Raw genomic sequence first — 23299 nt, 5'->3', positions numbered from 1 at the left:
GCTGGAGCGGGCGAAGGGAATCGAACCCTCGTATGCAGCTTGGGAAGCTGCCGTTCTACCATTGAACTACGCCCGCGATGCGCGCTTTGCGCCCCTCTTGATTAGCCGAGACGGCGCCTGCCGCCAAGCGGTTTGGCGCGACCAGCGGGGCGGTTGTTAACGTCCTGATAAGATTCCAGGTGCGCCGGATTGTGGCGGTGTTATGATCGCTTCTCCGGGGAGAAACGTGCACTGAGTGGGGCGTGTGCATGGTGGGGCGGGCTTACGCGATATTCGATACGGCCATCGGCCGTTGCGGCATCATCTGGAGCGGCACCGGCGTGGTCGCCGTGCAATTGCCGGAGGCGCGGGAGATCGACACCCGCCGCCAGATTTTCCAGGTCCATCCCGAGGCGCGGGAGCAGCGCCCGTCCGAGAATGCCGAGCTTGCGATCGAGGGCATCACGGGCCTGCTGCAGGGTCACGATCCCGATTTTTCCGAGGTCAGCCTGGACGCCGGCGGGGTGCCCGGCTTCAACCGGCGCGTCTACGAGTACACCTGCAGCATTCCGCGCGGGGAGACACGCACCTATCACGAGGTCGCCCGAGCGCTCGGCGCCTCCGACGCGTCCTATTCCGTGGCGCAGGCGATCGCGAAGAATCCCTTCATGCTGATCGTGCCCTGCCACAGGGTGCTGGAGGCTGGCAATTACACCGACCGGCTCTCGCCTTACGGCGGCGTGATCTCGAAGCGGCGGCTGCTGGCGCTTGAAGGCGCCCATCCCGTCGCCAGCAAGACCTTGTTCGAAGTGCTGCTGCCGGTTGCTCCGCCCCGTGCCCCTACCTAAATAGGCGGCATGCACGCCACCACGTTGCTGACGACGCCCTCGATCACGGCTTCCGAGTTTCGCTGCGATGCGGGACCGGACGACAGGCCGTTTGCGGAATGCCGCACCGGCCATTCCATCGCCTATGTGCGCTCCGGCAGCTTCGGCTGCCATTGCCGCGCCGGCTTCTTCGAGCTGGTGGCGGGCTCGATGCTGATCGGCGCCCCCGGCGAGGAATACACCTGCACGCATGAGCACGTGTCCGGCGACGTCTGCCTCGGCTTCTTCTTCAGCGAGGACCTGGTCGACGCCCTCGGCGGGCGGCGCGAGGTCTGGCAGATCGGCGCAACGCCGCCGCTGCCCGAGCTGATGGTGCTGGGCGAGCTGGCCCAGACGGCAGCAGAAGGCAACAGCGATCTCGGCCTCGACGAGATCGGCCAGATCCTGGCCGGCCGTTTTGTCGACGCCGTCTCGGGCAAAGCGCGCAAGCCGGCCACTCCCACCGCACGCGACCGCCGCCGCGCGGTGGAGGCGGCGCTGTGGATCGACGATAACTCGCATGCCGAGCTCGACCTCGAGCAAGCAGCCAAGCAGGCGGGATTGAGCCCGTTTCATTTCCTGCGGCTGTTCTCGGCCGTGCTCGGTGTCACCCCGCATCAATATCTGGTGCGCTCCCGGCTGCGCCACGCGGCACGGCTGCTCGCTGACGAGGACATCGCCGTCACCGATATCGCCTATGACGTCGGCTTCGGCGATCTCTCCAATTTCGTCCGCACCTTCCATCGCGCCGCCGGCGTGTCGCCGACCAAGTTCCGGCAGGCGTCGAAGGGGGAGCGCAAGATTCTCCAAGAGCAGCTTGCCCTCAACTGACTAGGGTCGTCTCCGGCGCGTGCCCTTCGCGGCACGCTTCTTCGCAATGGAGACGAACATGTACGACCACATCGGATTGCGCGTTGCCGACCTCGACGCCGCCACGCGCTTCTACAGCGCGGTGCTGGCGCCGCTCGGTTTTGTCCTGTGCTCGAGCGGCGACGGTTATGCCGGTTTCGGGCCGAAGGGCGAGCCGGCGCTGTGGCTGCACCTGAACAAGGGCCGCAAGGCAGATGGCGTCCACATCGCCTTCCGCGCCGGGGATCATGATGCGGTCAAGGCATTTCACAGCGAAGGCCTCAGGAGCGGCGGCCGCGACAATGGCGGCGCCGGCCCGCGCAGGGATTACAGCCCGACCTATTACGCGGCGTTCCTGATCGATCCTGATGGTAACAATGTCGAGGCGGTTTGCGCGTGAGCGCTAGCCACTCGCTCCGTCATTGCGAGATCGCGTAGGGTGGGCAAAGCGTACCGTGCCCACCAATTGCTCGCGACAACGCCCGATGAATGGTGGGCACGGCGCGCGAAGAGCGCGCCTTTGCCCACCCTACGCATTCCAGGAGAGATCATGGCCTCCATCCACAACGACGTCTCCCTCCCCGCCTCCGCGCGCGACGTCTGGGACGCCGTGCGCGATTTCGGCGCGCTGCATCGGCGGCTGGTGCCGGGCTTCGTCACGGCGTGCACGCTCGACGGTGATGCGCGCATCGTCACCTTCGCAAACGGCTCGGTGGCGCGCGAGGTGCTGATCGATTGCGACGATGCGCGGCGGCGCCTGGTCTATGCCATCAGCAACGAGCGGCTGAGGCATTACAGCGCCTCGGTTCAGGTCATCGCCGAGGGCGAGGCGAGCTGCCGCCTCGTCTGGATCATCGACATGCTGCCGAACGAGCTCGCGCCTTACGTTCAGGGGCAAACCAAGGAGGCGGTGGCCGCCATGCACAAGGCGTTTCCGCCCGCTTCGGCCTGATCATTCACTGTGAGTTGTCTCACAGAAGCCCGTCCTCGACCGCCCTAACCATGCCCTCGTGCGTCCGGTCGGCTCCGCTCTCCCGGCGGCGCCACGCACGCGAGGAGCATGCAATGAGAGGTGCGGACAAGGTGATCTGCCAGGCGGCCGCGGTGCTGCTGCTGTTTTCAATCTCGAGCGTGCCGGCAAAGGCGCAATTCCTCGGCGGCGGCGATGCCGGCGGCGAGGACATGATGACCCAGATGGCGCCGATGCTGGAGATGATGAAGGCGAAGATGGGCAAGCGCCGCTTCGCCATGCTGATGCAGACCATGGGCCCGATGATGAGCCGCATGATGGAGAACGGCGGCGGCGGGCTCGGCGGCATGATGGGCGGCGACAATTTCGGCGGCGGATTCGGTGCACCGAGCTACGGCGGTTACGCGCCGATGGGCGGCGGCACCATGCCGGTCGGGATCGGCAGCATGGGCGGCGGCGACATCATGGGCATGCTCGGCGGCAGCGGCGGCAGCGACATGATGGCGATGATCCCGCAATTGATGCGTCTCGCCAATACCGGCGGCGGCCATCGCCGCCACAAGCGTCGCTAGTCCGCAGCCGAAAGCGCCGGCTTGATCGCAGGCTTCGTCTCGCGCGGTCCCCAGCGTGTCAGCACGACGCTGGAGCACGACAAGAGGCCGAGCACGACCATCGAGCTCGCGGCGAGCCAGAAGAAGCTCTGCGCGCTGGCGCCGTGCCTCGACAGCCACCAGCCGATTCCGGCGATGTAGATCAGCCGCGCGGTCTGCGCCAGCACGGGCCCGATCACCTTGGCCGCGCCTTGCGAGGAGAAATACATCGTCGTTGCCAGGCCGAAGAAGGCGTAGAACGGCCCGACGGTCGAAAGATATTGATGGCTCGCCGCGCGCACCGCCACACTGTCGGTGAACATGTTGACCCAGAGATCGGGGAAGATCGCAACGAGGCACGCCGGCACGCCGACCGCCACGAAAGCAGCAACGCTGGCGGTCCAGGCGATGCGCCGGGCCCGCGCGATGCGGCCGGCGCCGATCGCCATCCCGACCATCGGCACGCAGGCGATGCCGAACGAGAATGCGATCGAGGTCAGCAGGAATTCGAGCCGCGCGCCGACGCCGTAGCCGGCGAGGATCGCAGTGCCGAACTGCGCCAGCATGTGCGTGAAGATCGAGATCGTCAGCACCGATTGCAGCGGCGAGAAGCAGGCGATGGCGCCGACCTTGAGGATGTCGAAGAACATCGCCCATTGGATGCGCAGGCCGCGCAGCTTCAGCGTGATCCGCGCGCGGCCGGAGAACAGGTACCAGCTCATGATGCCGATGTTCATGGTGTAGGCGATCAGCGCGCCAGCGGCGACGCCGCGCATGCCGAACTGCGGCACTGGCCCGAGCCCGAGACCGAGCGTGCCGCCGAGCACGATCTGCCAGGCCGCGGAGTTGAGGATCAGGAACGACGGCAGCTTCATGTTGCCGGTACCGCGCAAGATGCCCGCCATGGTGTTGAGCAGCCAGGGCAGCACGGCGCCGCCGAAGAACACCTGCGTGTAGGCGATCGCATGCGTCAGCACATCGCCGCGGCCGCCGAGCATCTCGAGCAGCCTCGGCCCGAAGATCAACATGCCCAGCATGAAGACGAATCCGAAGCTGATGCCGATGAGCATCGCGTGCACGGCCAATATGCCGGCGCGCTCGCGATTGCCGGCGCCGAGCGCACGCGCGATGGCCGAGGCCACCGCGCCGCCCATGGCGCCGCCGGACATCGTCATGGTCAGAATGATCGTCGGAAACACCAGCGCCATCGCCGCCAGCGCCTCGACGCCGAGCCGGCCGACATAGGAGGTCTCGGCGATCACCACGCAAATGCCGGCCGACAGACCGATCGCGTTCGGCCAGGCGAGCGACAGCAGCGTGCGCAGAATCGGCCCCTCGGTCAGGGCGCTTCTGATCGGCGGCGGAGGCGGCGGCAGTGGGCGCTCTTGCTCATCGACCGGGATTTCGGCGATGTCGGACATGTCCTCTCCCGGGCGCAGGCGCCGTTTGCAGCGCAGCAATCACTTGGTGTGCCAATGGCGTCGTTCGCGCGAATGGCGCGGCTGAGGCGTGTTAGCACGGCGTGCTCCGATTCTGCCTGCGCCCGATGCAGGCGTGCCCTGCGGCAGCGCATTTCAAGCGGTGGAATTCGTTCTTCTCCCTCTCCCCGTTCTTACGGGGCCGCGACGAGCCTTGCTCGCGCCGAGAGCGTCGGGGTGAGGGGCTCTATCCGCGAAGACGGCGAGAGCTGGACTCGCGGAGACTCCCCCTCACCCGGATTGCATCTTCGATGCAATCCGACCTCTCCCTGCAAGCGGGGCGAGGTGAAGTCCGTTGCGGCCGTCGCCTAACCGATGGTCCACACCAGCGGCGGGCGCCCGCCTACCGCGGTGCGCATCTGCACGCCGATATGCCGTCCGCAGCCTGCGGCGAGACCCTCAAACAATCCCTCCAGCACCTTGGCGCAGGCGCGATGATAATCGGCGACGTCGTCCATCAGCTTCCAGCTCTGCTGCCGGATCTCGAACGTGCCTTCCGATTGCGTCATCTCGGCCGCATCATCCTGCGCGGCGAGCAGCGCGTTCAGGAACGATGCGAATTCTCGCGCGCCGCCGCGGGTCGTCGCCAGCGCCGCGGCGACCTCGTCGAAATATTGCATGCCGATCAGCTTGCCGGTGAGGTGCAGCAGATAGCGGGCATCCTCCGGACCGAACAGCTGCACCATCACGGGCGCGGCAGTGCGGACATATTCCATCGCGTAATTGCGATAGGCCTTTTCCAGCCGCGGTCTTGGCCAGCTCGCGACCGGCAATGCGGGCGCCGTCGTCGCATCGAACAAAGGCGCCTCCAGGTGCCGCGCGAACACCAGGCGCTCGTCGAGCTCGAGCGGATGGTCGTAAAGATGGTAATAGCCTTCGAGCCCGTCCTGGCCGTCGACGCTCTGCTTGGTGCAGACGAAGCCGAGCCTGAGATCGCCGAGCGCAACTCCGTTGTTGGCGTGCCAGCCGCGCAGCATGGCGCGGGAGACTTCGCCCGGCACACCACAGATCGCGATGCCCTTCCAGATCCAGCGCGGCGGCGGATAGCGGATCCAAGCCTTGGTGTCGCTCTCGTACATGTATTCGACATGCACGCCGCCGATCCAGTTGGAGAGATAGTGGTATTGCGCAGCCGCGACCGCCGGCGGCAGATGGTCGATCCCGAGCTTCCTGAGCCCCGGCAGGAAACGCTCCTGCTGCTGCCGACGAAACACGCGGAAGACGAATTCTGCGGCATCCGCCGTGCCGCGGCGCGTGACGACGGTGAGGATCAGCCCGGTGAAACAGGCGTGATAGAGATCGGCGATCGCACGCCAGCGCTTCCATTGCGCTTCCCGCGCGAGGTCTGGTGCGGTGGTCATGTTCGCTCCCTGATCATGGTTTTGATCGAGTGTGTCACCGCCGCCGGTGACAGGCAACATGACGCGCGTGCAGGCCTCCCTGCGCGGCTTTCCGTCAATTCCGCATCACGAATTTTGCGCCGCCTTGGCCGCCCGTTCGCGCTCAACGCGCTCCGTGACGTCGCGAGCCATCGCCACCGATCCCTGCACCGCGCCATCGTTGTCTCGCACCAATGCGAAGGTCATCTCGATGTAGAGCTTGCGCCCGCTCTTGTGCAGCGCGCGGGTCAGCGTCGGCTTGCCCGCAAGCTTCATGGTGCCGCTCGCGAGCGCGGCGTCGAAGCCTTTCCAGTGCGCGGCGCGAAGATGTTCGGGAATGATCAGATCGAGGTTCTGGCCGAGCGCTTCGTCGGCCGTGAAGCCGAACAGCGCGGTCGATGCGCGATTCCAGCGTGTGATCGTGCCGGAGCGATCGGAATAGATCAGCGCGTCCGCGACGTCGTTGATGATCTGTGCGTCGAGTTGGGATGGCTCAATCATGTCACCACCTTGTAGCCCGGATGGAGCAAAGCGTAATCCGGGATCGCGCCACAAGTGAGACCTTCCCGGATTACGCTTGCGCTCCATCCGGGCTACAGGATCGGGCTACACCCGAAAATGCTTCGAGAGCTTGAGGCCTTGCGCCTGGTAGTTGGAACCGATGCGCTGGCCGTACATCGCGTCGGGGCGGGCCAGCATCTTCTCGTAGACGAGGCGGCCGACGATCTGGCCGTGCTCGAGGATGAACGGCACCTCGCGCGAGCGCACCTCCAGCACGGCGCGCGATCCCAGCCCGCCAGCGCCGGCATAGCCGAAACCGGGATCGAAAAAGCCGGCATAGTGCACGCGGAATTCGCCGACCAGGGGATCGAACGGCACCATCTCAGCGGCGTAATCGGGCGGCACCTGCACCGCTTCCTTGGAGGCGAGGATATAGAACTCGCCGGGGTCGAGGATCAGGCTGCCGTCGGGGCGCGCCGAGATCGGCTCCCAGAAATCCTCCACCGCGTAGCCCGCGCGGCGGTCGACATCGACGACGCCGGTGTGGCGCTTGGCGCGGTAGCCGACGAAGCCGCTCGCCTTCTCGCCGGAGAGATCGACCGAGACGGCAACGCCGCCGGAGAGATCGGCATCGTCGATGTCGACGAGACGCTCGCTGGCGTGCAGCGCATCGAGCTCGTCGGCATTGAGGATGGCATCGCCGGTGCGGAAGCGCACCTGGCTGAGACGCGAGCCCTCGCGCACCAGCACCGGAAACGTCTTCGGGCTGATCTCGGCATAGAGCGGGCCGTGATAGCCGGCGCCGATCATGTCGAAGCGACGGGTGCCGTCGGCGATCACGCGGGTGAAGACGTCGAGCCGGCCGGTCGAGCTCTTCGGATTGGCGGCAGCGACGATCTCCGGCGGCAGCGCGAGGCTCTCGAGCAACGGCACGATGTAGACGCAGTTGGTCTCAAGCACCGCGCCGTCGGCGAGGCTGAACTCGTGCAGCTTCAGCTCGTCGATGCGCTCGGCCACGGTGGCACCGGGCCCGGGGAGGAAGCTGGCGCGGACCCGATAGGCGATGTCGCCAAGGCGCAGATCGAGGCTCGCCGGCTGGATCTGGCTCTCGACGAAGTCGTAGGCGGGCAGGATGAGACCTTCTTCCGCCATCGCCGCAATCATGCGGTCGGGCAGGATACCATTGGCGTCGGCGGCGACCGTGAACGTCAACCGGGGGTCCTCATCAAGGGTCGAATGCATCCGGACATGCCGGAAATACAAGTCTTTTACGGCTATCCGATGGACGCCTTGACGGAAAGGGCATTGCGGAATATGAGCATCACTTATCCCGTGGTGATTTGAGCCGGCCGGCTTGCAGCCACGTTAAATAAGTCGCTAAACAGGCCGGGGACCTCTGTGATCCCGGCCCGTGGAGATATCCAGGCCGGTTTTTTTGTGACCGTTTTCGCCTCGACGGTCATGTCGGAGAGGGTCCTATGTCGAAGTCGTCTGCCACTTATCGCCCCGAAACCCGCCTGGTCCATTCCGGCACCCTGCGCTCGCAATATGGCGAGACCTCGGAGGCGCTGTTCCTGACGCAAGGCTATGTCTACGCCAGCGCGGAGGAGTGCGAGGCGCGCTTCAAGGGCGAAGATCCCGGCTTCATCTATTCGCGCTATTCCAACCCGACGATTGCAATGTTCGAGCGCCGCATGATCGAGCTCGAAGGCGCCGAGGCCGCGCGCTCGGCGGCAACCGGCATGGCGGCGGTGACGACCGCGATCCTGGCGCCGCTCAAGGCCGGCGATCACGTGGTCGCCTCCCGTGCGCTGTTCGGCTCCTGCCTCTACGTCATCCAGGACCTGTTGCCGCGCTACGGCATCGAGGCCACGCTGGTCGATGGGCTCGATCTCGACCAGTGGCAGCGGGCGCTGAGGCCCAACACCAAGACGTTCTTCCTGGAGAGCCCGACCAACCCGACGCTGGACGTGCTCGACATCCCTTCGATCGCCGAGATCGCGCACAAGGGCGGCGCGCGGCTCGTCGTCGACAACGTGTTTGCAACCCCGATCTGGCAGAGCCCGCTCGCGCTCGGCGCCGACGTCGTCGTCTACTCTGCGACCAAGCACATCGACGGCCAGGGCCGCTGTCTCGGCGGCATCATCCTGTCCTCCGAAGCCTTCATCGCCGAGCACATCCACAATTTCATGCGCCAGACCGGCCCGTCGATTTCGCCGTTCAATGCCTGGGTCCTGCTCAAGGGCCTGGAGACGCTGGGCGTGCGCGTGCGCGCGCAGACCGACACGGCCGCGCGCGTCGCCGAGGTGCTGGCGAGCCATCCGAAGATTTCGCGGCTGGTTTATCCCGGCCGCGCCGATCATCCGCAGGCGGCGCTGGTGAAGAAGCAGATGCGCGGCGGCTCGACGCTGGTCGGCTTCGAGGTGAAGGGCGGCAAGGCGGCGGCGTTCCGTGTGCTCAACGAATTGAAGCTCGCCAAGATCTCCAACAATCTCGGCGACGCCAAGAGCCTCGTCACGCATCCGGCGACGACGACGCATCAGCGCCTCAAGCCGGAAGACCGCGCCGCGCTCGGCATCAGCGAGGGATTTATCCGCTTCTCGGCGGGGCTCGAGCACGCGGATGACCTGATCGAGGATCTCACCGCGGCGCTGGAGAAGGCGTGAGGGAAGCGAGGTCTCGTAGGGTGGATTAGCCGAAGGCGTAATCCACCTCTGCTGCATCCGCGGAGATAGACAGTGGTGGGTTACGGCTTCGCCTAACCCACCCTACGCACCCTCTCACATCGGCCGGTACGTTCTCACATCGGCGGGCACGCTCACACCGAGCTTGATCTGGCCGACGGAGCGGATGATGTCGTCGCCGAGCAGCTGGGCGAAGCAGGCATAGCCCCAATCGTTCATGTGCAGGCCGTCGGCGATGACGAAGCTCTCGACCGGGATCGACTGGTTCTCGTGCCAGTCGCGCATCACCTCGAAGCGGGGGAAAATGCCGACCTTGCGGAGCTCGGCGACGTTGCCGAGCAGCTTGATCATCTTGCCGGCGCTCTCCTTGCGCTGGTTGACGGCCGGCGAATATTGCGGATCGACCAGCACGATGTCGGTGCCGCCGGCGGCCTGAATGCGGCTGATGCCGTCCTCGACCAGCTTGGCCGTATCGGCAGGATCGAGATTGCGCAGCACGGCGTTGGTGCCGACCTGCCAGATCACGAGATCCGGATGCCTGTCGATCACCTGCGTCTGCAGACGCTTCATCATCTCGGGGGCGTCCTCGCCGCCGACGCCGGCATTGATGACGCTGATGTCGGCGGTCGGATAGTGCCGGCGCAGCTGCGCGGCGAGACGATTGGGGTAATTGAACTCCGGCGAGCTCGCGCCGAACCCCTGGGTCGACGAGGAGCCGAAAGCGACGATGACCACGGGCTGGCCGGCGACCAGCTTGCTCGCAACATGCGGCAGCGAGCCCATCGCCTTGGAGCCGCCCTTCGGCGGCAGGCAGGGCACGCGGCTGAAGATGTCGGCGGCGGACTTTGCGACCTCCTTCACCTTGTCGATGGCGCGCGAGGTGACGCCGCGCTGCTCGGGCGACCTCGCGGCGACGGTGGTCTGGGACGGCGTAGCGGGCGCGGGATCAGGCGACTGGGCGGGTGCGGGGGTCGCCGGCTGTGCAGCCGGCGTCTGCGCATGCGAGGCGGGCGTCAGCAACAACAGCACTGCTGTTGCAGGCACGGCCAGCCATGACGTCAGGCAAAAAGGGCGGAGAGAACTCATTAACGCTAGACCTCAATTTTGCTGCTGGGCCGGCTCCAGATGGGCAGCGTCAATCACGAACTGTGCCAACGCCCGGCCAAGGCAATCATGGACCTGCTTCGCCAGCTCAGGCCCGCGGGACGGGTTGAACAGGTCGAACTGACCCTGTTCATTCCACTGCCGCATGATCGCGAAACGATCGAACAGCGGGATGTCGTGCTCCTGTGCCACGACGCGCATATTATCGAGAAAAGGCTGCGCCGAGATCATGGTCTCGGTGCGCGGGCTATATTGCAAATTCATCAAGACGACGTCCGCCCCTGCCTTTTGCAACGCAACAACCCCGTCGGTCACCGCGCTACGAAATTCGTCGGGATCGATGGATCGGATAGCATCCACGGTCCCGGTCTGCCAGATGACCAAAGTAGGCGTTTTTGCTTCCATCAGCTTAACGAAGGTGGACGCGGTCTCCTCTGCCGTTTTCTTGCTCTGTATTTCTACGGAGACGTGCACCGGCTCGGAGGGCGGCAGTTTCTCCTTGAGGATCGCCTCCATGCGCGCCGGATAGGAGCTGCTCTCCGACGACGGAATCGTGGTCGAGCGGCTGCCGATCACCAGGATGTCGAGCGGTTTGCCGGCCTTGATCGCCTCGGCGACCTTGGGCAGCTGGCTTTCGCTGGTCAGCAGATAGGACGGCAGTTCGCAGGCCGCAGGCATAGGGGATGCGGCAGACGCGGCATCGCCCGCGCGCGCCGTGGGCGCGGCGAGGTTACCGCATAGCAGGACCAGGCTCAGGAGAACCTTCGCCTTCATCAGCCCCCTCCCGCCAGATCGGCGTTGCCGACGGCGTTTTTGGTTTTCGCACCGCTCTTGTCAGCCACACGCTTGTACCACGAAATGACCCAGGCCACCCCCCACATGATCAGGATTCCGGAGAGGCTAATCAACGCATGCATGACCGGCCCGCCGGAGATTTCGGCGAGGACGAAATGGCCGGCAAAGGCCAGGAAGACGCCGAGGCAGAAGATCTCGAGCGAATGCTGACCACATAGAATCAATGGTCGCAGCCAGCGCGATTTCAAGCCCGGCCAGTCGCGGGGCAGGAAGCGTACGGTCAGCGCCGCCAGCGCCAGGAAGTGCGCGAAGCGCAGCACGTCGAGGTCGGTCTTGTCGATCGGATACATCCATTGTTCGATCTGCTTCGGCATGAACTGGGAGAGCTGGGGCACGTACCAGGTCAAGGTCACGTAGAACGCCGCGATGAGATAGGCGATCGAGATCCACATCGTCACGGGCGAGGCCAGGATGCCCGACATGCGACGCGCACCTCCGAGCGCGCACCAGGCACCGAACACGAACAGCAATTGCCAGGCGAAAGGATTGAAGGCCCAGAAGCCGTTCGGATAGGCCGACAGGTAAAGGTCGTACTCCCAGGTCACCGCGTAGAGCAGGACCGACAGCCCGAGCGTGACGTCCGGCCGCCATTTCATCGACCACAGGATCAGAGGCAGCGCCAGCATCAGCACGATGTAGAGCGGCAGCACGTCCATGTTGACGGGACGGAAGCGCAGCAGCAGCGCTTGCACGATGGTGACGTCGGGCTGCTTGAGGAAGTCCATGATGCCCATCTCTTCGGTGTAGAGCGGGTTCTCGAACCTGGTCGCGACATAGGAGATCTCGGCGAGGAAGATCGTGAACAGGAAGACGTGGGCGACGTAGATCTGCCAGACCCGGCGCAGGATGCGCGCGGTGGCGATGAGAACGCCGCTCTCCAGCATGGCCCGGCCATAGACGAAGGCCGCGGTGTAGCCGGAGATGAAGATGAAGATCTCGGTGGCGTCGCTGAGGCCGTAATTGCGGATCGTGAACCAGGTCAGCAGACTGGGCGGCAGATGGTCGATGAAGATCAGCCACAGCGCGAGGCCGCGGAACAGATCGAGCCGGAGCTCGCGCTCGCCGATGGCGGGCAGCGTGATGGCCGGCGCTGCGGCGCGCGCCTTGGTCCCTGCGGGCTTGGCGCCCGCGGTTCCTGCGATGGTCGATCCCGTCACTTGGTCGGCAATGGTCATCGGGGCCTGGAAACCCTTCCGCAAATCGCGACGTTGAAGCAGTGTAATGGTCCGGCTGTCGTCTCGCAAAGCGTCCGGATCACATCAGGGTGTCTCCCTCGATGGTGTGCTTTCCCGCCAATTCTGGCGGGACGATGTCGCCAAGGCGCCCGCGGGGGTTTGGTTCCCGGGGCGGATTTCGGTATGATGACAGCCATGTACCGCGCCGTGACCCGCCAGATCGAAGTGACCGTCGAGCCGAACTTTGTTCCGGAGCAATCGTCGGCCGACCGCTCGCGCTACTTCTGGTCCTACACCATCGTCATCACCAATTCGGGCGAGGAGACCGTGCAGCTCAAGACGCGGCACTGGATCATCACCGATGCCTCCGGCCGCCAGCAGGAGGTGAAGGGCGAAGGCGTGGTCGGCGAGCAGCCGATCCTCGCCCCCGGCGAGCGCTTCGAATACACCTCCGGCGTGCCGCTCTCGACCGCCTCGGGCTTCATGACCGGCCGCTACCAGATGGTCAGCGAAACCGGCGAACGCTTCGAGATCGACGTGCCGACGTTTTCGCTGGACAGCCCCGACAACAAGCGGGTGTTGAATTAGAGAGGCGAGTTCGCCGTAACACTCACAACTGTCATGCCCCGGCTTGACCGGGGCATCCACTACGCCGCGGCCTCTCGTTTCGATCAGCATCGTCTCGGAGTACTGGATCGCCCGATCAAGTCGGGCGATGACACCGCGCGTGTGGCACTGCTCCACTCGACATTGCGAGTGCAGCGACGCGGGTAGGCTCAGGCGTCCTCGACGCCCGCCTCGTGCGGCGTGAACTGATACACCGACGAGCAGAACTCGCAGGTGACGACGACCTTGTCGTCCTTGACCATGGCGGCGCGGTCGTCGTGCGAGAAGCTCTTGAGCATCGCGGCGACCGCATCGCGCGAGCAGGAGCACCGCGCCTCGAGCACCTGCGGATTGAACACACGCACGCCGCGCTCGTGGAAGAGGCGGTAGAGCAACCGCTCGCCGGAGAGCTCGGGATCGATCAGCTCGACGTCTTCGACCGTCTCGATCAGCGAGCGTGCCTCGACCCAGGCATCGTCTTCCGCGACGCTGTGCACCTCGGTGCCGTCGGGCGCATCGCCGGGATGCAAGTCCGCCTGCCGCGCGCGCTCCGGCGCCTTCGGCAGAAATTGCATCAGCATGCCGCCGGCGCGCCAGCGATGCTTGCCGCCGTCGCTCGAGCGCCACTCCTCGCCGACCGCGAGGCGCACGCGCGTCGGGATCTGCTCGGAGCGAAGGAAATATTCGTGGGCGGCGTCTTCCAGGCTGCCGCCGTCGAGCGCAACCAGGCCCTGGTAACGGCTCATGTCGGGGCCCTGGTCGATGGTCATGGCGAGATGGCCGCGGCCGAGCAGCGTGCCGGAATCCTTGGCCGTGCCCAGGCGCGAGGCGTCAAAGCGCGCATAGGCGCGCAGGCGGTCCGGGGCCTTGTAGTCGACCACCAGGAACGACACCGGACCGTCGGTCTGGGCCTGAAGAATGAAGCGGCCCTCGAATTTCAGCGTCGAGCCGAGCAGCGTCGTCAGCACGATGGCCTCGCCGAGCAGCTTGCCCACGGCTGCGGGATAATCGTGCTTGGTGAGGATGTCGTCGAGCGCGGGGCCAAGCCGCACCAGGCGCCCGCGCACGTCAAGCGCGTCGACCTCGTAAGGCAGCACGGCGTCATCGATCGGAACCGATGATGGCGCGCGAACCGGGCCTTCAGGCCCGGTGTTCATGTCAGGAGACTGGGAAACCATGGCGCTTTATCTGGGGTCGGAGGGCGGAAATGGAAGGGGGCGCGTTCCGGCTGCGATGAGGGTGCACAACGCTACAGCAAGCTCGGTGTCGTCCCGGGGCGCGCAACGCGCGAGCCCGGGACCCATAACCACAGGACCACGTCATCGAGCGAGATGGCAACTCCGAGTCTTCGCCAAACGACTTCCTGTGGTTATGGGTCCCGGATTGCATGTTGTTGGCGCGCTTGTCCGGGACGACAATTGCGTGTGAGGCCGCAGCGGGGCCTCTGGCGGGCCTACTTCACCGCGTCGAAGCACCAGGCCAAGATGCCCTTCTGCGCGTGCAGGCGGTTTTCGGCCTCATCGAACACGACCGATTGCGGCCCGTCGATCACCTCGTCGGTGACCTCCTCGCCGCGATGGGCCGGCAGGCAATGCATGAACAATGCGTCCGCCTTGGCCAGCGACATCAGCTTGGCATTGACCTGGTAGGGCTTGAGCACGTTGTGGCGGTGCTCGCCCTCCTTGTCGCCCATCGACACCCAGGTGTCGGTGACGACGCAATCGGCGCCGCGCACGGCGGCTTCCGGATCGGTGCCGAGCACGATCGGCGCGCCCGTCGCCTTGATCCAGTCGCGCATGGCCTTTTTCGGTGCGAGCTCCGGCGGCGTTGCGACATTGAGCTGGAATTTGAAGCGCTCGGCGGCATGGGCCCAGGACGCCAGCACGTTGTTGTCGTCGCCGGTCCAGGCCACCGTCTTGCCCTCGATCGGGCCGCGATGTTCCTCATAGGTCATGAGGTCGGCCATCACCTGGCAGGGATGCGAACGCCGCGTCAGGCCGTTGATGACGGGCACGGTGGCGTTGGCCGCAAGCTCCAGCAGCGCATCGTGGTTGAGGATGCGGATCATGATGGCGTCGACATAGCGCGACAGAACCCGCGCGGTGTCGGCGATGGTCTCGCCGCGGCCGAGCTGCATCTCGGCGCCGGTGAGCATGATCGCCTCGCCGCCGAGCTGGCGCATGCCGACGTCGAACGAGACGCGGGTGCGGGTCGAGGGACGCTCGAAGATCATCGCCAGCGTCTTGCCCTCGAGCGGCCTGACCGGCTGCTGCGCCTTCTGCTTCGCCTTCATCGCCGAAGAGGCGGCGAGCATGCTCTTGAGCTCCGAGAGCGGCAGCTCGTTGATGTCCAGGAAGTGCTTGGGAGCTTTGTTGGGCGTCGTGCTCATCAGCTTGCCGCCCGCTTGGTCTGACTGGAGGAGATCGCAGTGCAGGCGCGCTCTAACCGCCCGACGCTGTCCTCGATCTCCGCTTCGGTGACGATCAGGGGCGGCAGGAAGCGCACGACATTGTCGCCGGCCCCGACGGTGAGCAGCTTTTCGGCGCGCAGCGCCGCGACGAGATCGCCCGAAGGCACCACCGCCTTGATACCGATCAGCAGGCCCTCGCCGCGCACCTCGCTGACGATTTCGGGATGACGATCGATCACGGAGGCGAGCTTCTGCTTGAGCAGCAGCGACATCTTCTGCACGTGGTCGAAGAAGCCGGGCTTGAGCATGACATCGAGCACGGCGTTGGCAGCCGAGATCGCGAGCGGATTGCCGCCGAAGGTGGAGCCGTGCGAGCCGGGCCCCATGCCGGCGGCCGCATCCGCGGTTGCCAGCACCGCGCCGATCGGAAAGCCGCCGCCGAGCGCCTTGGCGAGCGACATCACGTCCGGTGTGACGCCGGTGCGCTTGTAGGCAAAGAGCTCGCCGGTGCGGCCCATGCCGGTCTGCACCTCGTCGAAGGCGAGCAACAGGCCGCGCTCGTTGCAGAGTTCGCGCAGCGCCCTCAGGAAGGCGTGAGGTGCAGAACGAACGCCACCCTCGCCCTGGATCGGCTCGATGAGAATGCCGGCGGTGTGCGGACCAATCGCCTTCTTCACGGCGTCGAGGTCGCCGTGCGGCACCTGATCGAAGCCGTCCATCGGCGGACCGAAGCCCTCGAGATATTTCGCAGAGCCGGTGGCGGCGAGCGTCGCCAGCGTGCGGCCATGGAAGGCACCCTCGAAGGTGATCATGCGGTAACGTTCCGGATGCCCCTTGGAGAAGTGATGGTGGCGCACCAGCTTGATCACGCCTTCCAGCGCCTCGGCGCCGGAATTGCAGAAGAACACGAAGTCCGCAAAGCTCTCATTGCAGAGGCGGCTTGCGAGCTTCTCGCCGTCAGGGCTCTGGAACAGGTTCGACATGTGCCAGAGCTTGGTCGCCTGCTCCTGCAATGCCTTGACCAGCGCGGGATGGACATGGCCGAGCGCATTCACCGCGACACCCGAGGTGAAATCGAGATAGCGATCGCCGTTGGTCGCGATCAGCCAGCAGCCTTCGCCGCGCTCGAAACCGAGGTCGGCCCTGGCGAAAACGGGGAGCAAATGCGGCGCTGCGCTGTTAGTCATGACGTCACTTGAATGTTGCGGACGGTGTGAGGCATGCATTGCGCGACGCACCATCGACCGGCCCCGGAAAACGAAACGTGCCGCCTTTTAAGGGCGGCACGTGGCACTATCTTATGCCTGGCAAGACGGGTGTCAATGCCGCCCGGAAAGCCTCGCGAAACGCTGATTCCGTAGTCTTGCGGTGCCGATTTTGCGGGTTTTTCACCACGGAACATGTGGAAGCGAGTCGGCGGACTCTTGCGCGGGAGTCACGCCATATTGTAGCGTTTGGACTGTCAGATACGACATCTCGTGCAGCAGTTCTGATCCCAGAAGTCCTCATGTACCGGCGTAAACGTTCGGGCGTCTTGAGCGCGCCCGGCGAGCCTTAAGGGATTCTGACGGCACGGGTTTTTCAAGGCTAAAGCATTCGCTGCGAAGGCCCCAGGATGGCAGGCGCGCAGCGAGGGAAAGGGTGCAATGACGGTTTTGACCTGGTCCGATGATCGCGTCGAGCAGCTGAAGAAGCTCTGGGAGGCCGGACTTTCGGCCAGCCAGATCGCGGCGGAGCTCGGCAATGTGACCCGCAATGCCGTGATCGGCAAGGTGCACCGGCTCGGCCTGTCCGGCCGCGCCAAGAGCCCTTCATCGGCAGCGCCGCGGCCGCGCAAGGCACGGCCCGCGCAGCATATGATGCGGGTGACCCGCCCCGTCGCGCGCGGCAACACCGCGTTGGCGCAGGCCTTCGAGGTCGAGTTGGAAGCCGAGCCGGTTACCTACGACAACGTGGTGCCGATGAGCCAGCGGCTGTCGCTGCTGGAATTGAACGAGGCGACCTGCCACTGGCCGGTCGGCGATCCCTCGAGCCCGGATTTCTTCTTCTGCGGCGGCAAGGCGCTCTCCGGCCTGCCCTATTGTGCCCAGCATTCGCGCGTGGCCTATCAGCCCGCAGCGGATCGCCGTCGCGCAGCACCGAAACCGGGCACGCGGTGAGCTTGCGGAATTCCCTGATCGCCAAGCTTTGATCGCCAAGCTTGATCGCCAAGACTGCAGCCGTCACACGATGACGGCTCCCAATCGCTCGGTGTCATCCCCGCGAAGGCGGGGATCCGTAACCGCGGGGCGCAATCGTTGCGCGAGATGGTCACTCCGAGTCTTCGCCAAACCACGTCCTGTGGCTAATCGCGAAGAGCGCAAGCGCTCAGATCCCGGGCTCACGCTGCGCGCGCCCCGGGATGACGGCCGAGATCGGCGCCGCAGTTCGCCAAACCAGCTGTCGCTGGCGCTTTATGTCTGCTCAGCCTTCGCGAAGCGATCGTCCAGCGCGTAGCCGGCGCCGCGGACGGTGCGGATCGGGTCCTGCTCGCGGCCGAGATTGAGCAGCTTGCGCAGGCGGCCGATATGCACGTCGACGGTGCGCTCGTCGATGTAGATGTCGCGGCCCCAGACGCTGTCGAGCAGCTGCTCGCGCGAGAACACGCGGCCGGGATGCTCCAGGAAGAACTCCAGCAGGCGATATTCGGTCGGACCGAGATCGATCGGCCGGCCCGAGCGCGCCACGCGGCGCTTGTCGCGGTCGAGCTCGATATCGCCATAGGCGAGCACGGTGGCGAGGCGCTCGGGACTTGCGCGCCTGAGCAGGCCCTTCACGCGCGCGAGCAGCTCCGGCACCGAGAACGGCTTGACGATGTAATCATCCGCGCCGGTCGCGAGCCCGCGCACCCGTTCGCTCTCCTCGCCGCGCGCGGTGAGCATGATGATCGGCAGCTGCTTGGTCTCGGGGCGGGTCCGAAGCCGCCGGCACAGCTCGATGCCTGACAGGCCCGGCAGCATCCAGTCGAGCACGATCAGATCGGGAATGTGCTCCTTGAGGCGGGTGTCGGCGTCATCGCCGCGCATCACCGTCTCGACGTCATAGCCGTCGCCTTCGAGGTTGTAGCGGAGAAGCTCGGTGAGAGCTTCCTCGTCCTCAACCACCATAATGCGTGCGCCCATGTGGTCGTCGCTCCTTAAGTCGTCAGGTATTCGGCACCGTCGTGGCGAAGGTCGTCATGTCGCCCTTCGGCCGCTTGTCGGTGATCGCCTGGCCCTCGATCATGTAGAACACTGTCTCGGCGACGTTGGTGGCGTGGTCGCCGATCCGCTCGATGTTCTTGGCACAGAACATCAGGTGGATGCAGAACGAGATGTTGCGCGGATCCTCCATCATGTAGGTGAGGAGCTCGCGGAACAGCGAGGTGCAGATGGCGTCGACTTCCTCGTCGCCCTTCCACACCGCCATCGCCGCCGGCAAATCGTGCGCGGCATAGGCGTCCAGCACCGACTTGACCTGCTGCTGCACGAGATCGGTCATGTGCTCCAGGCCGCGGAACAGCTTGAGCGGATGGAAATCCGTCTCCAGCGCCGCGACGCGCTTGCCCATGTTCTTGGCGAGATCACCGATGCGCTCGAGATCGGTCGCAACGCGCATGGCGCCGACGATCTCGCGCAGGTCGACAGCCATCGGCTGGCGGCGGGCGATGGTGAGCACGGCACGCTCCTCGATGCGCTTCTGCAGCGCGTCGAGCTCGGCGTCGGTGGTGACGACGCGCTGGCCGAGCGCGACGTCGCGGCGGATCAGCGCGTCGACGGAATCGACGATCATGCGCTCGGCGATGCCGCCCATCTCGGCGACCAGGCGGGTGAGCTCCTGAAGGTCGCTGTCGAAAGCCTTTACGGTATGTTCAGAACCCATGTTCCGTCTCCTCAGCCGAACCGGCCGGTGATGTAATCCTGCGTGCGCCGATCGCTCGGCGACGTGAAGATCTTGCTGGTGTCGTCGAACTCGATCAACTCGCCGAGATACATGAAGGCGGTCTTGTCGGAGACGCGCGCCGCCTGCTGCATGTTGTGGGTGACGATCGCGATCGTGTAGTTCTCTGACAATTCCTGGATCAGCTCCTCGACCTTGGCTGTCGAGATCGGGTCGAGCGCCGAGCAGGGCTCGTCGAACAGGATCACCTCGGGCCGCACCGCGACGGTGCGGGCGATGCAGAGGCGCTGCTGCTGGCCGCCGGAGAGCGACAGGCCGGAGGCATTGAGCTTGTCCTTGACCTCGTTCCACAGCGCGCCGCCGCGCAGCGCCTTCTCGACGCGGTCGTCCATCTCGGACTTGGAGATCTTCTCGTAGAGACGAATGCCGAAGGCGATGTTCTCGTAGATCGTCATCGGGAACGGCGTCGGCTTCTGGAACACCATTCCGACCCGGGCCCTCAGCAGGTTGAGGTCCAGCTTGGGGTCGAGGATGTTGGTCTGGTCGAGCAGCAGCTGGCCGGTGGCGCGCTGGCCCGGATAGAGATCGTACATCCGGTTGAAGATGCGCAGCAGGGTCGACTTGCCGCAGCCCGACGGGCCGATGAACGCCGTGACACGATTGGTGCCGAGCGCCAGGTTGATGTTCTTCAGCGCGTGGTGCTCACCGTAGTAGAAATTCAGGTTGCGCGCGGTGACCTTGGCGGGCGCCTCGGGCAGCGGCTGCGAGCCGGGATGAACGGTTGGCGCACTGACGGAAACAGACATTTCACTCATTTTGCAGTCCTCTCGGCGCCGATGATGCGCGCGCCAATGTTCAGGGCAAGCACGGTCAGGGTGATCAGCAGCGCGCCGCTCCAGGCGAGCTGCTTCCAGTAGGCGTAGGGGCTCTGCACGAAATTGTTGATCGTCACCGGCAAGTTGGCCATCGTCTTGTCCAGCCCCAGGCTGAAGAACTGGTTTGAAAGCGCGGTGAACAGCAGCGGCGCGGTCTCGCCGGCGACCCGGGCGGTGGCGAGCAGCACGCCGGTGATGAGGCCGGCGCGCGCCGCACGGTACGCGATACGCCTGATCACCAGCGATCGCGGCAGGCCGAGCGCGCTGGCAGCTTCGCGCAATGGATTCGGCACCAGCAGCAGCATGTCCTCCGTGGTGCGCACGACGACCGGTATCACGATGACGGCAAGCGCCAGCGCGCCCGCAATCGCCGAGAAGCCGCGCATCGGCACCACCACCGCGCCATAAATGAAGAGGCCGATGATGATCGAGGGCGCCGACAGGAGAATGTCGTTGATGAAGCGGATCACCGAGGTCAGCTTGTCGTTGCGGCCGTACTCGGCCAGATAGGTTCCGGCGAACAGGCCGAGCGGCGCGCCGATGCCGACACCGATCACGGTCATGATCAGCGAGCCGACGATGGCGTTGCGCAGGCCGCCCTCGGTCGATCCAGGCGGCGGCGTGTCAGCTGTGAAGACCTGGAGGTTGAGCCCGGCCAGGCCGTTGTAGAGCAGCGTGACCAGGATCAGCGCGAGCCAGGTGACGCCGAAGGCGGCGGCTGCGATGCAGAGGCCGCGAATGACGATGTCCCAGCGGCGGCGGCGCGAATAGATCGGGTTCATGGCTTCACTTCCCGGCCTTGGTTTCGAGGCGCAGCAGCATCAAACGGGCGGCAGCGAGCACGAAGAACGTCAGCACGAACAGCAGGAGGCCGAGCAGGATCAGGCCGGACTGGTGCAGGCCGTCGCTCTCGGCAAATTCGGAGGCGATCGCCGCCGAAATCGTCGTGCCCGGCGCGAAGATCGACGAGGAGATCCGGAACGAGTTGCCGATGATGAAGGTCACCGCCATGGTCTCGCCGAGCGCCCGGCCCAGCGCCAGCATGACGCCGCCGATGATGCCGACGCGGGTGTAGGGGATCACCACGCTGCGGACGACCTCCCAGGTGGTGCAGCCGACGCCGTAGGCGGCTTCCTTCAGCACCGGCGGCACCGTCTTGAACACGTCGACCGAAATCGAGGTGATGAAGGGCAGCACCATGATGGCGAGGATCAGCGCGGCGTTGAACAGGCTGAGATAGGACGGGGGCCCTGCGAAGATCGCGCCCAGCACGGGGACGCCGTCGAACACCCTGATCATGAAAGGCTGGAAGGTGTTGGCCAGGAACGGGCCGAGCACGAAGAAGCCCCACATGCCGTAGATGATCGAGGGGATGCCGGCGAGCAGCTCGACCGCCATGCCGATCGGGCGCCGCAGCCATTGCGGGCAGAGCTCGGTGAGGAAGATCGCAATGCCGAGACCGACGGGAATGGCGATCAGCATCGCGATGAAGGAGGTGACGAGCGTGCCGTAGATCGGCCCGAGCGCGCCGAGCACCGGCGGATCGGCCGAGGGCGCCCAGCGCTGCGTCCACAGGAAGGAGATGCCGAACTCCTGGATCGCCGGGAAGGCGCCGACGATCAGCGAGATGATGATGCCGCCGAGGATCAGCAGCACCGAGATCGCGGACAACCGCGTGATCCAGTAGAAGGTGACGTCGCCGAGCTTGAACGCGCTCAAGGCCTTGGCGCGATCATATGGACCGGCAGCATCAATCACATTGCTCTCAACAGCCATCTCAGCCACGCCGATCCCCTATACCCGTTTTATGTACGCTTGTTGTTGGTGGCGCGCTCCGGATGCGGCAGGAGGCCGATCCGGAGCGGAGATCTTGCAGCGTCCCGGAACCGTGTCCGGGACACATATAGCGCCTTAGCTCTTGATCTCGGCAGCCCAGGTCTTCTCGATCTGCTGGACGACGCTGTCCGGCATCGGAATGTAGTCGAGCTCCTCGGCCATCTTGCCGCCGTTCTTGAAGGCCCAGCGGAAGAACTTGATCGCTTCCTGCGCGGCCGCCTTGTCGGTGGCGGACTTGTGCATCAGGATGAAGGTCGCCGCCGTGATCGGCCAGGACTTCTCGCCGGGCTGCTCGGTCAGGATGACGTAATAGCCGGGAGCCTTGGACCAATCGGCGTTGGAGGCGGCCGCCTGGAAGGCCTCGACGGTCGGCTGCACCGGCTTGCCGGCCTTGTTGACGAGACCGGTGTGGGTGAGCTTGTTCTGCTTGGCATAGGCGTATTCGACATAGCCGATCGAGTTCTTGGTCTGGCTGATGTTGCCCGACACACCCTCGTTGCCCTTGGCGCCGACGCCGACCGGCCACTCGACCGCGGTGCCCTCGCCGACCTTGCTCTTCCAGTCCGCGCTGGCCTTGGAGAGATAGTTGGTGAAGTTGAAGGTGGTGCCCGAGCCGTCCGAACGACGGACCACGGTGATGGCTTCTGACGGCAGCTTCGCGCTGGGATTGAGCTTCTTGATCGCGGCATCGTCCCACTTGGTGATCTTGCCGAGATAGATGTTGGCCAGGGTCTCGCCGTCGAACACCAGCTCGCCCGGCTTCACGCCCTCGATGTTGACGACGGGGACGATGGCACCCATCACCATCGGCCACTGGACGAGGCCGTCCTTCTCGAGCTGCTCGGCCTTGAGCGGCGCGTCGGTGGCGCCGAAGGTCACGGTCTTGGCCTGGATCTGCTTGATGCCGCCACCCGAGCCGATCGACTGGTAGTTCAGACCGTTGCCGGTCTCCTTTTTGTAGGCGTCAGCCCACTTCGAATAGATCGGGAACGGGAACGTCGCGCCGGCACCGGTGATGTCGGCCGCAAAGGCTACCGTCGTCGATGCGGCGACCAAGCCGGCAGCGACCATGGTTTTGAGGAAATTCATGCTGGTCTCCATACAGGGGAGCGAAGCGCCATCCGCGCCCGATCGCGCTCCCCGCGCCGCCGCTTTAGGGGCGGTCGGCTGTGCTTTTACGAAGGTTTCGTGACAGTTGGATGACGACACCAAGCAATTGAAATT

General features: G+C 65.2%; 24 protein-coding genes, 1 tRNA gene and 1 riboswitch. Of the genes, 8 read left to right on the top strand and 17 right to left on the bottom strand.

Annotation, left to right across the window (positions count from 1 at the left end; genetic code table 11):
• Positions 1-2 precede the first annotated feature (2 nt).
• Positions 3-76: transfer RNA gene (locus ACTEK7_RS16110), tRNA-Gly, on the bottom strand.
• Positions 77-248: 172 nt separating this feature from the next.
• On the opposite strand from ACTEK7_RS16110, the gene ACTEK7_RS16105 reads away from it, so the two are divergent.
• From ACTEK7_RS16105 to ACTEK7_RS16085, 5 genes are all read left to right on the top strand, one after another.
• Positions 249-827: a methylated-DNA--[protein]-cysteine S-methyltransferase gene (locus tag ACTEK7_RS16105; protein WP_225147444.1), complete on the top strand. Its 579-nt coding sequence runs from the start codon at positions 249-251 to the stop codon at positions 825-827.
• A 9-nt stretch (positions 828-836) separates the two neighbouring features.
• Positions 837-1676 carry a helix-turn-helix domain-containing protein gene (locus tag ACTEK7_RS16100; protein ID WP_036020435.1) on the top strand — a complete coding sequence of 280 codons (840 nt, stop codon included), beginning with the start codon at positions 837-839 and terminating at the stop codon, positions 1674-1676.
• 58 nt (positions 1677-1734) lie between these two features.
• Positions 1735-2094, top strand: a complete 360-nt coding sequence (locus ACTEK7_RS16095; RefSeq protein WP_225140686.1) for a VOC family protein — start codon at positions 1735-1737, stop codon at positions 2092-2094.
• Between the two features lie 150 nt (positions 2095-2244).
• On the top strand, positions 2245-2646 hold the full coding sequence (locus ACTEK7_RS16090; protein WP_225147445.1) for an SRPBCC family protein: 402 nt from the start codon (positions 2245-2247) through the stop codon (positions 2644-2646).
• 113 nt (positions 2647-2759) lie between these two features.
• On the top strand, positions 2760-3236 hold the full coding sequence (locus tag ACTEK7_RS16085) for a hypothetical protein (protein ID WP_225147446.1): 477 nt from the start codon (positions 2760-2762) through the stop codon (positions 3234-3236).
• On the opposite strand, the gene ACTEK7_RS16080 is transcribed toward ACTEK7_RS16085, so the two are convergent.
• From ACTEK7_RS16080 to ACTEK7_RS16065, 4 genes are all read right to left on the bottom strand, one after another.
• Entirely contained in the window at positions 3233-4675 is a 1443-nt protein-coding gene (locus ACTEK7_RS16080; protein ID WP_225147447.1) for an MATE family efflux transporter, read from the bottom strand. The genes ACTEK7_RS16085 and ACTEK7_RS16080 overlap by 4 nt on opposite strands.
• A 365-nt stretch (positions 4676-5040) precedes the next feature.
• The gene (locus ACTEK7_RS16075) at positions 5041-6093 is read right to left on the bottom strand and encodes a hypothetical protein (protein WP_225147448.1); all 1053 of its coding nucleotides are present in this window, start codon (positions 6091-6093) and stop codon (positions 5041-5043) included.
• A gap of 105 nt (positions 6094-6198) precedes the next feature.
• A complete protein-coding gene (locus ACTEK7_RS16070; protein WP_035996379.1) occupies positions 6199-6612 on the bottom strand; it encodes a PAS domain-containing protein in 414 nt (137 codons plus the stop codon).
• A 105-nt stretch (positions 6613-6717) separates the two neighbouring features.
• Complete coding sequence (locus tag ACTEK7_RS16065) at positions 6718-7854, bottom strand: 2'-deoxycytidine 5'-triphosphate deaminase (RefSeq protein ID WP_370109566.1); 1137 nt, start codon at positions 7852-7854, stop codon at positions 6718-6720.
• Between the two features lie 80 nt (positions 7855-7934).
• Positions 7935-8014, top strand: a riboswitch (SAM riboswitch).
• Positions 8015-8090: 76 nt separating this feature from the next.
• Between ACTEK7_RS16065 and ACTEK7_RS16060 the strand changes: the two genes are divergently transcribed.
• A complete protein-coding gene (locus ACTEK7_RS16060) occupies positions 8091-9278 on the top strand; it encodes an O-succinylhomoserine sulfhydrylase (protein WP_036042741.1) in 1188 nt (395 codons plus the stop codon).
• 114 nt (positions 9279-9392) lie between these two features.
• Here ACTEK7_RS16060 and ACTEK7_RS16055 read toward each other — a convergent pair whose 3' ends face one another.
• Genes ACTEK7_RS16055 through ACTEK7_RS16045 form a run of 3 tightly spaced genes read right to left on the bottom strand, consistent with a single transcriptional unit; the run spans position 9393 to position 12430 of the window.
• A complete protein-coding gene (locus ACTEK7_RS16055; protein ID WP_036020425.1) occupies positions 9393-10382 on the bottom strand; it encodes an SGNH/GDSL hydrolase family protein in 990 nt (329 codons plus the stop codon).
• Positions 10383-10394: 12 nt separating this feature from the next.
• Complete coding sequence (locus tag ACTEK7_RS16050) at positions 10395-11174, bottom strand: SGNH/GDSL hydrolase family protein (protein ID WP_036020422.1); 780 nt, start codon at positions 11172-11174, stop codon at positions 10395-10397.
• Positions 11174-12430 (bottom strand): OpgC domain-containing protein, encoded by a 1257-nt coding sequence (locus tag ACTEK7_RS16045; RefSeq protein ID WP_036020420.1) that lies wholly within the window; start codon positions 12428-12430, stop codon positions 11174-11176. Before ACTEK7_RS16045 ends, ACTEK7_RS16050 begins: the two co-directional genes overlap by 1 nt.
• 195 nt (positions 12431-12625) lie before the next feature.
• Here ACTEK7_RS16045 and apaG point away from each other — a divergent pair, with 195 nt between their 5' ends.
• Positions 12626-13018 carry a Co2+/Mg2+ efflux protein ApaG gene (gene apaG / locus ACTEK7_RS16040; protein ID WP_024337101.1) on the top strand — a complete coding sequence of 131 codons (393 nt, stop codon included), beginning with the start codon at positions 12626-12628 and terminating at the stop codon, positions 13016-13018.
• 188 nt (positions 13019-13206) lie between these two features.
• Here the strand turns inward: apaG and ACTEK7_RS16035 are convergent, their stop codons facing one another.
• From ACTEK7_RS16035 to ACTEK7_RS16025, 3 genes are all read right to left on the bottom strand, one after another.
• The gene (locus ACTEK7_RS16035) at positions 13207-14214 is read right to left on the bottom strand and encodes an Hsp33 family molecular chaperone (RefSeq protein ID WP_109142180.1); all 1008 of its coding nucleotides are present in this window, start codon (positions 14212-14214) and stop codon (positions 13207-13209) included.
• Positions 14215-14489: 275 nt separating this feature from the next.
• On the bottom strand, positions 14490-15425 hold the full coding sequence (argF, locus tag ACTEK7_RS16030; protein WP_036042744.1) for an ornithine carbamoyltransferase: 936 nt from the start codon (positions 15423-15425) through the stop codon (positions 14490-14492).
• Positions 15425-16633: an aspartate aminotransferase family protein gene (locus ACTEK7_RS16025; RefSeq protein WP_225147449.1), complete on the bottom strand. Its 1209-nt coding sequence runs from the start codon at positions 16631-16633 to the stop codon at positions 15425-15427. Before ACTEK7_RS16025 ends, argF begins: the two co-directional genes overlap by 1 nt.
• Before the next feature lie 459 nt (positions 16634-17092).
• Here ACTEK7_RS16025 and ACTEK7_RS16020 point away from each other — a divergent pair, with 459 nt between their 5' ends.
• A complete protein-coding gene (locus tag ACTEK7_RS16020) occupies positions 17093-17605 on the top strand; it encodes a GcrA family cell cycle regulator (RefSeq protein ID WP_036001664.1) in 513 nt (170 codons plus the stop codon).
• Between the two features lie 294 nt (positions 17606-17899).
• Here the strand turns inward: ACTEK7_RS16020 and phoB are convergent, their stop codons facing one another.
• The 6 genes from phoB to pstS form a co-directional block, all read right to left on the bottom strand.
• Entirely contained in the window at positions 17900-18607 is a 708-nt protein-coding gene (gene phoB / locus ACTEK7_RS16015; protein WP_008143479.1) for a phosphate regulon transcriptional regulator PhoB, read from the bottom strand.
• Positions 18608-18629: 22 nt separating this feature from the next.
• Positions 18630-19346, bottom strand: a complete 717-nt coding sequence (gene phoU, locus ACTEK7_RS16010; protein WP_225147450.1) for a phosphate signaling complex protein PhoU — start codon at positions 19344-19346, stop codon at positions 18630-18632.
• A gap of 11 nt (positions 19347-19357) precedes the next feature.
• Positions 19358-20179, bottom strand: coding sequence for a phosphate ABC transporter ATP-binding protein PstB (pstB, locus tag ACTEK7_RS16005; protein ID WP_008541003.1), 822 nt, complete (start codon positions 20177-20179; stop codon positions 19358-19360).
• Entirely contained in the window at positions 20176-21021 is an 846-nt protein-coding gene (gene pstA / locus ACTEK7_RS16000) for a phosphate ABC transporter permease PstA (protein ID WP_225147451.1), read from the bottom strand. The genes pstB and pstA overlap by 4 nt, the downstream gene beginning before the upstream one ends.
• Positions 21022-21025: 4 nt before the next feature.
• The gene (gene pstC / locus ACTEK7_RS15995; protein ID WP_036001678.1) at positions 21026-22015 is read right to left on the bottom strand and encodes a phosphate ABC transporter permease subunit PstC; all 990 of its coding nucleotides are present in this window, start codon (positions 22013-22015) and stop codon (positions 21026-21028) included.
• Positions 22016-22150: 135 nt separating this feature from the next.
• Entirely contained in the window at positions 22151-23164 is a 1014-nt protein-coding gene (gene pstS, locus ACTEK7_RS15990; protein WP_036042759.1) for a phosphate ABC transporter substrate-binding protein PstS, read from the bottom strand.
• Between the last annotated feature and the right edge of the window lie 135 nt (positions 23165-23299).

Source organism: Bradyrhizobium sp. JHI2711 (genome assembly GCF_056156565.1).
This window is presented reverse-complemented; position numbering and strand designations above follow the sequence as displayed.

What these genes read in the sequence shown, in the direction of transcription:
- ACTEK7_RS16105 (WP_225147444.1), top strand. Translation starts at nt 249, where the DNA reads ATGGTGGGGCGGGCTTACGCGATATTCGATACGGCCATCGGCCGTTGC.
- ACTEK7_RS16100 (WP_036020435.1), top strand. Translation starts at nt 837, where the DNA reads ATGCACGCCACCACGTTGCTGACGACGCCCTCGATCACGGCTTCCGAG.
- ACTEK7_RS16095 (WP_225140686.1), top strand. Translation starts at nt 1,735, where the DNA reads ATGTACGACCACATCGGATTGCGCGTTGCCGACCTCGACGCCGCCACG.
- ACTEK7_RS16090 (WP_225147445.1), top strand. Translation starts at nt 2,245, where the DNA reads ATGGCCTCCATCCACAACGACGTCTCCCTCCCCGCCTCCGCGCGCGAC.
- ACTEK7_RS16085 (WP_225147446.1), top strand. Translation starts at nt 2,760, where the DNA reads ATGAGAGGTGCGGACAAGGTGATCTGCCAGGCGGCCGCGGTGCTGCTG.
- ACTEK7_RS16080 (WP_225147447.1), bottom strand. Translation starts at nt 4,675, where the DNA reads ATGTCCGACATCGCCGAAATCCCGGTCGATGAGCAAGAGCGCCCACTG.
- ACTEK7_RS16075 (WP_225147448.1), bottom strand. Translation starts at nt 6,093, where the DNA reads ATGACCACCGCACCAGACCTCGCGCGGGAAGCGCAATGGAAGCGCTGG.
- ACTEK7_RS16070 (WP_035996379.1), bottom strand. Translation starts at nt 6,612, where the DNA reads ATGATTGAGCCATCCCAACTCGACGCACAGATCATCAACGACGTCGCG.
- ACTEK7_RS16065 (WP_370109566.1), bottom strand. Translation starts at nt 7,854, where the DNA reads ATGCATTCGACCCTTGATGAGGACCCCCGGTTGACGTTCACGGTCGCC.
- ACTEK7_RS16060 (WP_036042741.1), top strand. Translation starts at nt 8,091, where the DNA reads ATGTCGAAGTCGTCTGCCACTTATCGCCCCGAAACCCGCCTGGTCCAT.
- ACTEK7_RS16055 (WP_036020425.1), bottom strand. Translation starts at nt 10,382, where the DNA reads ATGAGTTCTCTCCGCCCTTTTTGCCTGACGTCATGGCTGGCCGTGCCT.
- ACTEK7_RS16050 (WP_036020422.1), bottom strand. Translation starts at nt 11,174, where the DNA reads ATGAAGGCGAAGGTTCTCCTGAGCCTGGTCCTGCTATGCGGTAACCTC.
- ACTEK7_RS16045 (WP_036020420.1), bottom strand. Translation starts at nt 12,430, where the DNA reads ATGACCATTGCCGACCAAGTGACGGGATCGACCATCGCAGGAACCGCG.
- apaG (WP_024337101.1), top strand. Translation starts at nt 12,626, where the DNA reads ATGTACCGCGCCGTGACCCGCCAGATCGAAGTGACCGTCGAGCCGAAC.
- ACTEK7_RS16035 (WP_109142180.1), bottom strand. Translation starts at nt 14,214, where the DNA reads ATGGTTTCCCAGTCTCCTGACATGAACACCGGGCCTGAAGGCCCGGTT.
- argF (WP_036042744.1), bottom strand. Translation starts at nt 15,425, where the DNA reads ATGAGCACGACGCCCAACAAAGCTCCCAAGCACTTCCTGGACATCAAC.
- ACTEK7_RS16025 (WP_225147449.1), bottom strand. Translation starts at nt 16,633, where the DNA reads ATGACTAACAGCGCAGCGCCGCATTTGCTCCCCGTTTTCGCCAGGGCC.
- ACTEK7_RS16020 (WP_036001664.1), top strand. Translation starts at nt 17,093, where the DNA reads ATGACGGTTTTGACCTGGTCCGATGATCGCGTCGAGCAGCTGAAGAAG.
- phoB (WP_008143479.1), bottom strand. Translation starts at nt 18,607, where the DNA reads ATGGGCGCACGCATTATGGTGGTTGAGGACGAGGAAGCTCTCACCGAG.
- phoU (WP_225147450.1), bottom strand. Translation starts at nt 19,346, where the DNA reads ATGGGTTCTGAACATACCGTAAAGGCTTTCGACAGCGACCTTCAGGAG.
- pstB (WP_008541003.1), bottom strand. Translation starts at nt 20,179, where the DNA reads ATGAGTGAAATGTCTGTTTCCGTCAGTGCGCCAACCGTTCATCCCGGC.
- pstA (WP_225147451.1), bottom strand. Translation starts at nt 21,021, where the DNA reads ATGAACCCGATCTATTCGCGCCGCCGCCGCTGGGACATCGTCATTCGC.
- pstC (WP_036001678.1), bottom strand. Translation starts at nt 22,015, where the DNA reads ATGGCTGTTGAGAGCAATGTGATTGATGCTGCCGGTCCATATGATCGC.
- pstS (WP_036042759.1), bottom strand. Translation starts at nt 23,164, where the DNA reads ATGAATTTCCTCAAAACCATGGTCGCTGCCGGCTTGGTCGCCGCATCG.